The 13,127-nt window shown below is 46.5% G+C and carries 17 protein-coding genes; 11 read left to right on the top strand and 6 right to left on the bottom strand.

Annotated elements, in window-relative coordinates:
• Positions 1-564: 564 nt before the first annotated feature.
• Together GI364_RS00955 and GI364_RS00960 are read right to left on the bottom strand one after the other, a co-directional pair.
• A complete protein-coding gene (locus GI364_RS00955) occupies positions 565-1,587 on the bottom strand; it encodes a Gfo/Idh/MocA family protein (protein WP_198851880.1) in 1,023 nt (340 codons plus the stop codon).
• A 139-nt stretch (positions 1,588-1,726) separates the two neighbouring features.
• On the bottom strand, positions 1,727-2,353 hold the full coding sequence (locus GI364_RS00960) for a pyridoxamine 5'-phosphate oxidase family protein (protein ID WP_198851881.1): 627 nt from the start codon (positions 2,351-2,353) through the stop codon (positions 1,727-1,729).
• Between the two features lie 317 nt (positions 2,354-2,670).
• On the opposite strand from GI364_RS00960, the gene GI364_RS00965 reads away from it, so the two are divergent.
• The 4 genes from GI364_RS00965 to GI364_RS00980 all read left to right on the top strand — a co-directional run bounded on the left by GI364_RS00965 (position 2,671) and on the right by GI364_RS00980 (position 4,441).
• Positions 2,671-2,886 (top strand): hypothetical protein, encoded by a 216-nt coding sequence (locus tag GI364_RS00965; protein ID WP_198851882.1) that lies wholly within the window; start codon positions 2,671-2,673, stop codon positions 2,884-2,886.
• A gap of 475 nt (positions 2,887-3,361) precedes the next feature.
• The gene (locus tag GI364_RS00970; protein ID WP_198851883.1) at positions 3,362-3,613 is read left to right on the top strand and encodes a hypothetical protein; all 252 of its coding nucleotides are present in this window, start codon (positions 3,362-3,364) and stop codon (positions 3,611-3,613) included.
• 13 nt (positions 3,614-3,626) lie between these two features.
• Positions 3,627-3,989, top strand: coding sequence for a helix-turn-helix domain-containing protein (locus GI364_RS00975; RefSeq protein WP_198851884.1), 363 nt, complete (start codon positions 3,627-3,629; stop codon positions 3,987-3,989).
• 71 nt (positions 3,990-4,060) lie between these two features.
• On the top strand, positions 4,061-4,441 hold the full coding sequence (locus GI364_RS00980; RefSeq protein ID WP_198851885.1) for a VOC family protein: 381 nt from the start codon (positions 4,061-4,063) through the stop codon (positions 4,439-4,441).
• 155 nt (positions 4,442-4,596) lie between these two features.
• Here the strand turns inward: GI364_RS00980 and GI364_RS00985 are convergent, their stop codons facing one another.
• Positions 4,597-5,070, bottom strand: coding sequence for a GNAT family N-acetyltransferase (locus tag GI364_RS00985; RefSeq protein ID WP_198851886.1), 474 nt, complete (start codon positions 5,068-5,070; stop codon positions 4,597-4,599).
• Positions 5,071-5,245: 175 nt separating this feature from the next.
• Between GI364_RS00985 and GI364_RS00990 the strand changes: the two genes are divergently transcribed.
• The gene (locus GI364_RS00990; RefSeq protein WP_198851887.1) at positions 5,246-6,031 is read left to right on the top strand and encodes an MBL fold metallo-hydrolase; all 786 of its coding nucleotides are present in this window, start codon (positions 5,246-5,248) and stop codon (positions 6,029-6,031) included.
• Positions 6,032-6,175: 144 nt separating this feature from the next.
• On the opposite strand, the gene GI364_RS00995 is transcribed toward GI364_RS00990, so the two are convergent.
• Positions 6,176-6,637, bottom strand: a complete 462-nt coding sequence (locus GI364_RS00995) for a hypothetical protein (protein ID WP_198851888.1) — start codon at positions 6,635-6,637, stop codon at positions 6,176-6,178.
• A 287-nt stretch (positions 6,638-6,924) separates the two neighbouring features.
• Between GI364_RS00995 and GI364_RS01000 the strand changes: the two genes are divergently transcribed.
• The gene (locus tag GI364_RS01000) at positions 6,925-8,058 is read left to right on the top strand and encodes an outer membrane protein assembly factor BamB family protein (protein WP_233096122.1); all 1,134 of its coding nucleotides are present in this window, start codon (positions 6,925-6,927) and stop codon (positions 8,056-8,058) included.
• A gap of 254 nt (positions 8,059-8,312) precedes the next feature.
• Here the strand turns inward: GI364_RS01000 and wrbA are convergent, their stop codons facing one another.
• Positions 8,313-8,930 carry an NAD(P)H:quinone oxidoreductase gene (gene wrbA / locus GI364_RS01005; RefSeq protein ID WP_198851890.1) on the bottom strand — a complete coding sequence of 206 codons (618 nt, stop codon included), beginning with the start codon at positions 8,928-8,930 and terminating at the stop codon, positions 8,313-8,315.
• Positions 8,931-9,166: 236 nt separating this feature from the next.
• Between wrbA and GI364_RS01010 the strand changes: the two genes are divergently transcribed.
• Positions 9,167-9,457, top strand: a complete 291-nt coding sequence (locus tag GI364_RS01010; RefSeq protein ID WP_198851891.1) for a hypothetical protein — start codon at positions 9,167-9,169, stop codon at positions 9,455-9,457.
• A gap of 45 nt (positions 9,458-9,502) precedes the next feature.
• Positions 9,503-10,027 carry a signal peptidase I gene (gene lepB / locus GI364_RS01015; RefSeq protein WP_198851892.1) on the top strand — a complete coding sequence of 175 codons (525 nt, stop codon included), beginning with the start codon at positions 9,503-9,505 and terminating at the stop codon, positions 10,025-10,027.
• Between the two features lie 22 nt (positions 10,028-10,049).
• Here lepB and GI364_RS01020 read toward each other — a convergent pair whose 3' ends face one another.
• A complete protein-coding gene (locus GI364_RS01020; protein WP_198851893.1) occupies positions 10,050-10,643 on the bottom strand; it encodes a CGNR zinc finger domain-containing protein in 594 nt (197 codons plus the stop codon).
• A gap of 102 nt (positions 10,644-10,745) precedes the next feature.
• On the opposite strand from GI364_RS01020, the gene GI364_RS01025 reads away from it, so the two are divergent.
• From GI364_RS01025 to GI364_RS01035, 3 genes are all read left to right on the top strand, one after another.
• Positions 10,746-11,087, top strand: a complete 342-nt coding sequence (locus GI364_RS01025) for a DUF1348 family protein (protein WP_198851894.1) — start codon at positions 10,746-10,748, stop codon at positions 11,085-11,087.
• A 153-nt stretch (positions 11,088-11,240) separates the two neighbouring features.
• Entirely contained in the window at positions 11,241-11,795 is a 555-nt protein-coding gene (locus tag GI364_RS01030) for a TetR/AcrR family transcriptional regulator (RefSeq protein ID WP_198851895.1), read from the top strand.
• Positions 11,796-11,891: 96 nt separating this feature from the next.
• Positions 11,892-13,007, top strand: coding sequence for an MFS transporter (locus tag GI364_RS01035; protein WP_198851896.1), 1,116 nt, complete (start codon positions 11,892-11,894; stop codon positions 13,005-13,007).
• Positions 13,008-13,127: the final 120 nt, after the last annotated feature.

Here is a 13,127-nt window from a genome sequence, read left to right on the forward strand (position 1 = left end):
AGGTTTTGCGCAAGTTGCATTAGGGATCATTGCGATCACTATCGCATTATCACTTCGACGAATAGGGATCTTTCCAGGCACTAACTGCCGCACTGCCTTACTGCTCCACTGACCCAGCCTGGCAGCGTCATCAGCATCCAGTTGAGCCACTCACTGGCTTAAAATGGAGAGATGACGCTATGATTCTTCTCTAAGGAACATCGGAAACAGCCTTGTGTTCGGTAACTCACTTATTTGCTTTCTATCGCTTCATGGGCTCTGTGTTCGTCTTCAACACGCACGTAGATTTCATATTGCGATTGCTTACGGCCCAATCCCGCCTCACGAGGCGACGAACCATAAGTCCCCTTTATCTTTGTCTTGTGGAAAATTCCTGCTGCTCTTAGTTTACCGTTTATTTTCATACAGTCCTTATCATTTAATGCGATACGAATGAGAGTGTATTTTCGCCGAAGATAGAAGCAAAATTCACAACAACACCTCCTCTTCATTCTGCAGAGTATTTTTTAAGCCACCCGCAAGAATCGCTAAGAGTCATAGCATCGTAACAGTTGAACCAAACTCTCAGCCCCGAATACTGTCCATTATGGCTTGTACCCGAACGGCATCTTCAAGACTTGGCAAATGAGCGCTGGATTCTCCTGCAATCGATTTTGCCAGGTCGGTGTACAAGTGCCACTGTGCGTGAACGTATCCCTGGATTTCGGCGGGGAACTCAGACGCGTCCATGGTTTTTTCAAGGAAGACCGGACCGAAGTCTGGTGAAGTGGTTGTCGCAATTTGAATTTGATGTCCTTGGATTCTCAGAGTTCCTTGTTCACCGACGATCTCGATATACGGAGGACGCCCGACACTCGCAATCGTACAATTCACTGCACATGTGACTTCGTTACGAAAGATACAGATAAACGAAAAGCTGTCATCGGCGGTCGTAGGGACCCAGTCAGTTCCACTTTTGCGCAGGGGTACATGATTCATCGTAATTCCTGTGACTGATGCTGCTTCCCCAAACCAATGACACAGCGCATCAATGATATGAGAACCTATTGCCCCCAACATACCGCCGCCTTGTTCCTTCTGCGAATCCCAACCGGCATTAAATTCTTGAATTCTTCCCCATAGTTGCCACACCTCTGACCAGTTTACGTGTAGAATTCTGCCCAATTGCTCTTCTTTCAGAATTCGTTTCACAGCTAGACGTTCAGGGAGATATCTCCATTCAAAATTCATTGACGCTACACGGTCCGTTAATTTAGCCGCCTGCTCCATCGTCTCAGCTTCAGAGAGATTTAATGCAGGGGGCTTCTCACATAACACATGTAATCCAGCCGACAGCGCACTCAAAGTCATGACCTTATGATCAGAGGGTCTCGTTGCAAAAACAACGCATTCAATCGATGCTTCTGCTAACATCTGTCTCCAGTCATCAAACGCGTCGGGTATGTGCAACATAGAGGCTGCTTGCGATGCTCTCTCAGGACGCTGACTCGCAATCGCCACTAAATCAAAATCCGGGTGTCGTTGTAGTATCGGTGCATGCACCTGTGCTCCAAATCCAGTGCCGACAATACCAATACGAATGGACACAACGTCTCCTCCAAATGAATAGATTCAGTCCAGCCCTCTGTCACATAGCTGCCATACAATAATAGGAATGACGGAAGTATAATATTGTATATTTACATGTATACTATAGGGAATCCTTCTCGGAACAACAGCTTTAGCTTCAATAGAGCCGATTTTTATAACTATCCTCAAGCGAATTTGCCACTTGCTTGGTATCCATGCCTGGCAATTTGGCGTGATCGGCCAACATCTTCGGTACATTCGGAAGTTCGTTGGCGTGGGGCCAAGATTCGGGATCCCATACTTTCGAACGCTTAAAAGCTTTTGCGCAATGAATAAAACACTCTTCCACCGTTACGCCAATCCCAAGAATAGGGACATGTCCGTGTGATTCCATGCTTATGAGTAAGTCCTTATCTCGAACGAGGCGCGCAGAGCCATTGACCCGCAATGTTTCCTCCAGACCTGGAATCATAAATATCAGCCCGATGTGTGGGTTGGATAAGATATTTCTCATGGAGTCAATTTTTCTATTTCCCGGTCTCTCAGGAATAATCAAGTGCGTGTCATCTAGCACATAAACAGAGCCCGCAGAATCGCCTCTGGGTGAAACATCACACCGTCCATTATTGTCCGCTGTTGATAATAGCAATAATGGTGATCTCGAAATGAATCCACGACAATGTTCATCAAGGTGAGGAATTACCTTATTTTGTACTAGATCACTAGGATAACCAATGAGTGAGCGCAATTCTTCTTCCGTCGAAACGCCGCTGGTAAAGTCCATTTTGAATCCCCTTTCGTCAACTTCAGCTTTCCTGCGCTCTCAGTGTTTCGGATAGCAATCATTGTACGACTCCTATGCAAATGATGTTTACTGATTTCGCATTGTTCTGTTTAATAGGTATAGAGCCGTAGACCGCTCATAAATATCTGATTACCGTCGAATAGCGAATCGGAGTATGGTGGTATTGGGGGAGCTGAGTGCATGGATGTTGAAATTCACCCACACGCTACATCATCTCGCAGCTCTGAAGACTGTAAGAATCTGGCTTATTTAGCGAGTGTTTTCATCCGGGTTTGAAATGCGGAAGTGTGTAAGTCATGAATCGAGTAGAGAGAAGCAACTTTCCAATTCAGGGCTTTATGTCGTTAATACTGTCTCTTGCCTTTGCATTTGTGTGCTTTCTGATGTATTCGGTGATGGTCGCAGGGTTCCTGCCTTTTACTGCTTTTGAATTGACATCATTTGTTTTCATAGCAATTCCGATGACGGTTGGGATAATTGGATTACTTCGTGAGAAGACAAAGAGTCTGTAAATTATTGATATATTTATTTCCTCGCTGGCTGTTGTGTGGCTTGTGCTGCTAATTGCCACCTAGGGCATGTAATAAGCAAGTATTTGCCGCATTGTGGCGTTCCGAATAAAAAAGGACCCGAAGGTCCTTTGATGTATCCTATGTCACTGGCCAAACTTCGATCTAATCCGGCTTGTCGCAACCCTAATTCCATTAAAGAGAACAATGCCGGATAGGATTGCTGCAAACGCCATGATTATCTGCATCTTCCTATCACGCTCCAATGTTCTGTTCTAGCAGATGCCCCACCTTCGCATACTGCCGTTGATGACCACAGATGTCATCTCGCCTGTCCATCATTATGCCCAACGGATATTGCGTGCATGTTAACAAAGATTGTTGTTTGTGTGAAGAGAACTGAGATCTTCTCTATTGGTTTGTGGTATATACTTACATAAGACGATTACGACAAGAGAGAATGCAGGGGGAGGAGCCATTGAGTAACGATTTCACAATCGGGCATATCCTCCATGACCGGGCTGCTAGTTTTTACTGGTCGGGAACGGGATGGACTTCCATAAAGTCGTTCTATAATGGGGCTGCGAAATACCGTTTAGACAGCGGCACCAGAATTATCGACCCACATCGTTATTTATTGCTTAACGACCAGCAACCGTATTCTCTTGAAATCGATTCGCCTACCCAAGTTGAGTCACTTCATGCAGTCTGTGCTATTGCTTCATTCTGATGTTATGTCACGCATGAACAAAATTACATCCCTGCGGGCTAGCACTCGTGAAGAATTGTACAGGCGGGTTTCGATAGCCAATGAGGTCATTCTGGATCACTTTCGAGATCCCGTTTCCTTAGAGCAGCTGTCAAAGGCAGCCATGCTGTCTGTAAACCATTTGATCCGTAACTATAAGCTTGTTTATGGAGTCACTCCCCACCAACACATGATTTTCTTGCGTCTGCTGGAGGCAGAGCGATTGTTGCAGAAATCCGCATTGCCTGTTTCCGAAATCTGCTCTCGTATCGGTTTTGAGAGCCTTGGTTCATTTATCACCATTTTTCATCGAGTGAAGGGTGTCTCTCCCCAACAATTTCGGAAACAAAGTAAGTGATTTTCGAGAAGACAACGTCACGGAAAACACGTACGATTTCATTATCGTCAAGGACTTAAGGGGGCCGTTAGATGAGAATCGTGCGTAACATTGGACAGGTTTCCATTAGTGTGCAGGATTTACAAAGAGCCATTGCCTTTTATCGGGATGTTTTGGGACTCGAATACATTTGGGAAACTGGCGGAATGGCTTTTTTTCAATGCGGAGAAGTACGATTGATGCTTACTGTACCTGAGGGTGAGGACACTCCTTCTGGTGACCAGACATCGGTCATTTATTACAATGTTGACGATATTAATGAAACTTACAATCATCTCGTTTCGCAGGGAGTTGTGTTTAAAGGAGAACCGCACGAAATAGGGAAGCTGGGTGACCGGTCAATACTGATGGCCTTTCTCAACGACACTGAAGGCAATTTGATGGCAATTCAAGCTGAAGTGCCAATTAACTAGACAAGTGCCACTTGTTCCTTCATCGGTTTCTGCCTGGGTCCGATACTTGGGCGAGGTGCTTGGGTGCGATGCTTGGGTGCCGGTACTGCGTCCGTTGAACAGGCTGCCTCCAATGGGGAGCAGCCTGACCATCCATACACAGTAATCCTCTCAGGCTATTTTTGTTCTGAAAAGTAATGGGTGAAGTGATGAGCCTTATCCCGTACAAACCTATTTCTCTTATAAAATGCCTGAGCTCTGGTGTTTTCCGGGGTCGTTTCAAGTATGACTCCCTTGGAGCTGCGTTCATGTGCAAAGTGGAGAACGTGGTGTAGCAGGAGCCGTCCAACCCCTTGTCCTCTGGTCGTTTCCGTGACGTACAAGTCATTCAGTATCCATAGATTCTCCAGTGTGACAGATGAGAATGACGGATAAAGTTGAGCAAAGCCCGTGACAGCGCGGATGGCGCTTTGTTCGTCACTCCGTTCATCATATGCATAGAAGATAACGGAGTCCGCAGACATCATCCGGTCTTTGAGAAATTCCATAGAGGCACTCACATCAGATTTCCCGCCAAAATGACTTCGATATGCATTAAAAATGGCTGCAAGCTGGTCGGCGTCTTCTAACACTGCTTGCCTGATTTCCATTTGCATCACTCCTCTCGTTCATATCCTTATAGCCATTGTATCGATAAATCCCTATGAGCGGGTTACTGTCCCCGTAAATTCGTCGTAGTATTATAAGGAATCGAAGCTAGGTTTGATTAAATCTGCGTTGAAGTAAGAGTATCATTTCCAATTCGTCAATGCGGGGGATGGACAGATGCTAAAAATAGGGCAACGAAATGGAGTCGTTTTTGCAGAGGGCAGCATCGGTAATCTTCGGCCTCACGTGTTTGTGTATGTCGTGGACGGGATGTTGATTGATACGGGTCCTCAGAAGTTGGAAGCGGAACTTGCAGAGTTCTACACGTCCCAGGATTTTAATCAAGTGGTGCTCACCCACAGCCACGAGGACCACTCAGGCACGGCAGCCTGGATGAGAGAGCGGGGGGTGCCTGTGTACCTGTGGGAAAGCGGTATTGACGCTTGTAAAGAAGAGGCAGACTATCCTCAATATCGACAGGACATGTGGGGTCTGCGTCAACCTTTTGCTGCGGTTCCGCTCAAAAACACGGTTGTCTCGGACACGACTGTTTGGGATGTGGTTCATACACCAGGACATTCACCCAATCACGTTTGCCTCCTCAATCAAGACACCGGAACGCTCTTTTCTGGAGATTTATACCTGTCGACCAAGGTCAAAGTCTTGATGAAAGACGAGTCGGTACCTGTCATGATGCAATCCATTCGGAAAGTATTGTCGCTAGATTTTGAAGACCTCTACTGCAGCCATGCCGGGTATGTGCCGGAAGGGAGGCAGCATTTGAAAAGAAAGCTCGTGTTTATGGAGGAATTGTCGGGCGAAATCTTGCAGCTTTATCACAAGGGGTGGACCATTAGCGAGATCGATAAACAGATGTTTCCTCAAAAACCTCCTATAGTCGCTTATTCAGCCGGCGAATTTGATACCGTTCATATTGTTTCATCAGTAGTGGAGAATGCCTGAAGGCAAAAAAAAAGAGATGCCCCGTTGGGACATCCATCGCATAGGCGAGACAAGATATACAGAAACAGCAGTGACCTTAGTGTGACAGACTTTCCATGTCGAATGCAGTCGAACCCTGGGAGAAACAAAATATTTTTCCACAACCTAGTGCTTTAGGGTGACGGATGGAAGCTGAGTGAGTTCTGACGCTGCTTGGCCTGTTTCGGGCTTGAACATCAATACGGGTTGCACTTTCCCTGCGCTGACTTTGTTCATTGGGAAATCCAGTTTGACTGTCTTTGTTGAATTTGCGGGTACTTGTGTTGGGATTTTTGATGTAGAAGCGGGACTTATCAGCGTTTTTGCACCGATTTTCAATCTCAAATCACCAGGTTTGATGTTCACTGCCTGACTTGTGTTGTTGTTTATGGTAGACGTGACGGTGAGAATGCCGCCTTTCATGCCTTCAATTTTCGATCCCGTCAATTTCACAATCTTCGCCGGCGCCTGCGAACTGGACACTGATGTGTTCGTAATGTTGGTCTGCTGAGTGCCGCTGTGGCTGCCACATCCAGTCACCGCAAGCAATACCGCGGCCATGGTGCCCCACAATATCTGTTTCGTCAAAAGTATCCCCCCATGATAAGAACCATACGTGCCTTGGTATATTGTCCAAAGTATAGAAAAGCGTGCGCCGTTTCGCAAATTGGACAAATTCGCAAATGCCTGAACGACTGTATATGTCTTGACGGAGAATAAGACTAGTCTGTTTTGCATCAATAATATAGTTCAGTCATACCTCGAAGCTAGTCTTCATCTGATCAGATAATAGTACAGTCACAATTACACATGCTCTACCTGCCGCACATCCAGGTCCTAGGAACTACAACATTCGAGGTGAAGATAAGTTGAAGATGAAACATGGCGTATGGACTGTAGCGTTGGTCACACTTGTGGGGCTCACAGGGTGCAGCCAAAATGCTGCAGGACAATCAAAGCAGGCGGCACAGAGCACAAGTAATCATGCAAGCGTGAAGGCCAGCGGGAATAGCACAGGAACGAATGGCGTGAAGACAACGCAAGCAAATGCAGGAAGTTCTACAATACAGGGGAGTACCAACTCCACCGCGGCCAAAGTTCCAAAAGGGCCCTTGCCCGGCGACTTACTTATCGCCGATGAAGGGAACAGCCGTATTCTAATTGTTAATCCTCAGAAGAAAGTTGTCTGGTCAATGAACCTCGGGTTTAAGGGGAACACAAAGGCAGGCGCAGATGATTCTTTTCTGACGCCTGATCAGAAGCACATCATTATTAACGAGGAAAACAACCAGGTTATTGCCATTATTGATATTGCCAAAAAGAAAATTGTGTGGCAGTACGGGCATCCTGGCCATCCGGGCAGCAAGCCGGGCTACCTGAATACCCCAGACGATGCATACCAACTCCCAAATGGCGATGTGAGCGTGGCGGACATTCGCAACCAAAGAATCCTCTTTATCAACCCCAAGACGAATAAAATCGTGAAACAATACGGCATTACCGGAAAGAGGTACCACAACCCGCCATACTCCTTTGCAGCACCCAACGGCGACACACCTGTATCGGGCGGGAGGACACTGGTAACGGAAATTGGGGGAAGTTACGCAGATATGCTCAGTCCTTCAGGGAAACTCTTGTACACAGTTCACTTCCCAAACATCAAATATCCGTCAGATACCCAATTGCTCCCGAATGGAAATTTGCTTGTCGTCGATTACAGTAAACCAGGGCGTGTCGAGGAAATCACGCCGAAAGGGAAAATCGTGTGGGACTACTACAAGACATCAGGAAACGGCGCATTGAATCACCCATCCCTTGCCATTCGTCTTCCCAATGGTGACATTGCGCTCAATGATGACTACGACGATAGAGTTGTTATTATCAATCCAAAGACAAACAAAATTGTCTGGCAGTATGGTCACAAAGGCAAGTCAGGCACGGCTAAGGGCTTTTTGAACGAGCCTGATGGAATCGACTTTGTTCCAACAACCGTAAACTTGGGGAACTAGATTTTCTCGATATCTGAGCAAAAAGGGGACGCACCACAACCGCTCCAACAACCGTACAACAGGCCGGCAAGTCGGAACGAGTGCTCCATCTCGAGTGAGCGCTGAACTAGCGCTAGAGCCAACGAGCAGAGGCTGCGACGGCTGAGGGCGTCCCTTTTCTACTGAATGAAATGGAATGCACGAGCACAACCAAAAGTGAGAGGATAATAGAATTTAATTGTGCTTCATCGTTTACGGGCTACAGGCTCATCAACTTAGCCTTGTGCTTGACCATTCTTGACCCAACCGGCAACTGTCACGACGCGCTTCGCTTGATGTTTGATGGCTGTGCTGGCACTCTCATCGATGGATCCGTCTTCTTTAGCGGTCACACTTGTGCCATACGGGTTGCCGCCTGCTGCAAACAGTGATGCATCTGTATATCCAGGAGCTACGACAATCGCGCCCCAATGATACATGGATGTGTATAGGTTGAGGATTGTTGCTTCTTGTCCGCCGTGTGGATTTTGGGCACTTGTCATCGCTGTGACGACTTTATTCACAGTTTTTCCTTGTCCCCACAGTCCGCCCATGGTATCCAGGAATTGTTTCATTTGCGAAGGAATGTTTCCAAACCGAGTCGGTACGCTGAAAATGATCGCATCGGCCCAATCCAAATCAGCTGCTGTTGCCTCAGGAACGTGTTTTGTTTCCTCATGATGCTTTTTCCACCCAGCGTTTGCTGCAATGGCCTCTTCTGGAGCAAGCTCAGGTACCTTCAAGACTTTCACTTCAGCACCAGATTCCTTTGCACTTTCTGCAGCAGCATTTGCCATGTTGTGATTTGTTCCTGTTGAACTGTAGTAAATCACAGCAACCTTTACGTTTGCCAAATAGGATCCCTCCATTGTTGATAATAAGAGTAACTTATTTATATATAGTGTACTCTCTGTCATTGTACTTTACTATGCACAATTTAGGCTAGTTCTAGGCAGTTTGTTTGATACATTTTATATCTGATATCTGAACATCATGGCAAAAAATAATGGAAATAAAAGCAAGTGTGGGATAGTATAAAAAAATAGTATGCTATAAAATGAGTTGTTAGCTCCAGCGGGAGGTGAATGAGTTGAAGCCATTTCTTGTAGGAATCCTGTTTCTCATCATCTTTTCGATTGAAGGGGTAGTCACTGGGCATTGGACAGGTCCGATGCATTGGATGCTGATTACAGGCGGGATCGCCAGTTTTATCAGCGCGATGTTCACGGGAGCGCCAGGTTTGCTAGGAAGAAAAATGCCTACTGTCCCCGAGGGAGGGAAATGGATCCGAAAAGTCTCCTTTCCTTTGCTCTTATTTGGATTGCCGAATCTTATAGTCGGAGTTGCGTTGTGGTTTATTACTCTTCCGCCTGGACCATAAAGTCATCAAATCTAACAGTTGTCCTTCTAAGATTGGAGATCTGACATGGCAGTAAAATCGTTCATGAAAAATTGGATTCTGCCGATTGCGGCGGGTGTTCTCGTTGCCCTCATCGTAAAAACCTGGGTGGTTAGTGCGGCTGTGGTTCCGAGTTCATCAATGCGACCGACGATTCCGAATCCATGTTACATTTTGGTCGATAAACTCTCCACGGAATTTGGGAGTCTGCACCGGGGTGAAGTTGTAACGTTCCACTTTCCCGATAATCCTTCAGAGATTTTCGTAAAACGTATTGTTGGTATGCCAGGAGACACAGTAACCGTGAAAGACCACTCGGTTTTGGTAAACGGCAAGCCGTACAAAGTACCAACAAGTATCATCATGCCAAACGGTCTTGGCCTGGGTACATATCACGTTCCGCCTGGGCATTACTTTATGATGGGGGACAACAGACCCATTTCAAGGGACAGCAGGTTTTGGACGCACAAATATGTCGCTAGGTCTGCAATCACCGGTCAGGCGAGCTTTGTTATTTTTCCATTCAACAAAATCAAGAGTATTTCACAGTAAGGCAAAGCGTTATTTAACAGACTCATAGGCCCCCCACACTTGGTCGTTTTGCACGCTTCTCCTCATGACGAGCTACTTTTGCACGGTTTCCGCAGATTTTCATCGAACACCATTTGCGCCGACCGCTTGAGTCCATAAACAGCAATACGCAGTCTGGATTCGCACAGCGGTGCATGGTCCGTAATTCTTTGGTGGCCAATAGTTGAAGTGCATCAAATGCAATGAGTGATAGCAGGGCATCTGTTGAATTGCCTACGGGAATGGGTACGAGACCTTGGGGCATAATTTTATACGACAAAGGCGCTCGTTGTGTCAAATCCTCCAGATGTTGTTTCCATTTCTCCACCTGTGCGTGTTCCCTCTTATCCGCCAACTTTTCAAATCCATCTCGTAAAAAGGAACGCAATTCTTTCACAGCATGCAAGCTTTCTGGGGGATGGCCAGTTGTTTGTACAGCAACAAGACTACCTGTTTCCTTCATTGAAACAAGCCAATGGTCTAAGTCGGATTCTGTAACAAGCAAATCATGGCGTACGCCGCGGCGTACAACCTCTGTATTAACGAGATCGATGGATGGATGTCCTGAGATAAGCGGAAATTCCTCGCGTTTGGTCATATTTCTCCCCCTGCTGTACTAACCATATTATATCTCATTGACAGGTTATATTGAAGCCGGGTATGATACTAACCGAAAAGATAATTAATAATGGGTTAGTTTATGTGGAGGAATCGGTCTCAGTTTGTATCGGGAAGAGCGGAGATTGTTGACTTCCTGAAGCAGAAATGGAACCGTGAATTGGAGTACCGCTTAATCAAAAGCCTGTGGGCATTTGGCGATAATAGAATTGCTGTACGGTTTGCGTATGAATGGCATGACCATTCCGGAAACTGGTTTCGCTCCTATGGAAATGAGAATTGGGAGTTTAATGAATCCGGGTTGATGGTCCGTCGTCTCGCATCGATTAATGATGTGCCAATCACAGAGGCCGATAGGCTCTTTCATTGGGAACTTGGACCCCGCCCAAATGACATACCGGAGTTAGAGGAGTTTAGGCTGTAAATGTCTGCGGGCCCGCTTTGGCACGCCGTTTTTTTATAAATGGCCCAGCAAGTATCGACATCGTTTACAACATTGATGAACAAGTGGTATCGGCGCACCTTTCGTGGTATAGTAACTGTAATGATCGTTCTATATAATTGAGGTGAATGACCTATGGTTCAGTCGGCGAAGCGACAGGCCATACTCGATACAGCGGAAAATCTGTTTTATGCCCACGGATTTCACGCCGTCGGTTTGAAAAAAATTCTTGAAGAAGCAGATACTGCAACAATGACCATGTACCATCACTTTGCTTCTAAAGAGCAGCTGATTGAGGAAGTTCTGAAGAAGCGAGAGGCAGCCTATTGGTCCTATCTTAATGCACGTATGAAGACGCAATCAGAGTCACCGCTTGTACAGGTTGTAAAAGCTCATGTGAGATGGCTTGGTGACAAAGGAAAGCACGGATGTATGTTTCTTCGAGCCATGGAAGAATTTGCGGGGACTGACAACCAAATTGAGAGGATTGCTAGAGAGCATAAGAAACGGTTGCTTGACTACTTACGGAATCTCGCACGCGAGAGTGGCTATGGCAATTCCTATGACATTGCTTGTCAAATGATTGTGCTCCTGGAAGGTGCCACGTCAATAACAGAAATGATTGGGCCGGAGCAGGCCGGAAACCAAGCGCTTCAAATGGTTACGGCGCTGCTGGCGGTCTGGGACTAGGATGAAGGGTACGGGCGTTGCGATGTGTGGGTGGTTTGTCACTCACTATTTTTTTGGAGTTCATTATAATGAACGTTCTATATAGGTGGTGTCCTCTTGAAGAAAATTGTCTTTCTTGGAATTGCTATGATTGCCGTCTGTTACGCCTTTGCTCGCTTTAGCTTTGGCTTGTTCTTACCGTCTATGGCAAGAACCCTGGGACTGACGGTTGTAGGTTCAGGACTTATCGCATCAGCATCGTATATCGCCTATTGCGCAGCGCTTATCACCTCGACTTTTGTGATTTACAAAACGGGATGTCATACGGCCGTTCGATTGGCTGGAATCAGTACAGTTATTGGCTTGGCGGGAATTACATTTTCAGGAGACGCGGTCGTTCTGGCGGGAAGTGTATTCGTAGCCGGGTTGGGTACGGGGTGGGCATCACCTGCTTTTGGAAACATTGCAGCAGCGGAATTAACGGAAGCAAATCGCCACCAAGGAAATACATGGATTAACTCGGGAACGAGTTTTGGAATTATTTTGTCCGGCCCAATAGCCTTATTTTTCAGTCACTATTGGCGGCAATCGTATGCGTTGTTCACTGTCATCAGCCTTGCGGTGCTGGTCTGGAATGTCAAGGCGATTCCCCAATCTAAAACGAGAGTCACGGCGCTGTCGCTGCGTGAGCTGAGGACTTCATGGAGGAGAAGTATCCCGCTTATCACAGCATCGCTGCTCATGGGAATCAGTTCTTCAATCTATTGGACTTTCTCCAGGGATTACATTACGGTGCATCATCACATATCCTACACGGTTTCAATCTGGTTTTGGATCACTATGGGTGCATCTGGAATACTTGGCGGCCTGGCAGGGGGAATTATTGGTCGTATTGGCATGCAGGGTGCGTATGTCAGCGCACTGTTCTCAATGAGTGCTGCTATAGCTCTGTTGACATCCACTTCCGTCTCGCTCACTTTTCTGTCCGGTGTTCTATTTGGCATCACTTACATTTTCTTGACGGGTGTGTTCATTGTCTGGGGAACCAATTTATTTCCCGAGAACCCTGCCATAGGCATAAGCCTGTCCTTTTTACTTTTAGGAATAGGTCAGACCGTCGGTACGGCTTTGGCCGGCCTTTCCATCGCTGCCTTCTCCTATACCACGTCATTCCTACTCTTTGCGTTTGTAGGACTTGTTGGTTTGGTTGTTCGGACGAATTCTTCTAAATAAGCCTATTTCATGATGTATCTGTCTTGTCATATCCCTTATCTGCGTTGCGAGCAGTTCACTACTCACGTATTACCTCATGAAAGGTCTTCCGCGGTGTTTAGCCAAAAGCGATTGTGAGTC

The sequence above is a fragment of the Alicyclobacillus sp. SO9 genome (genome assembly GCF_016406125.1).
Taxonomy (GTDB): Bacteria; Bacillota; Bacilli; order Alicyclobacillales; family Alicyclobacillaceae; genus SO9.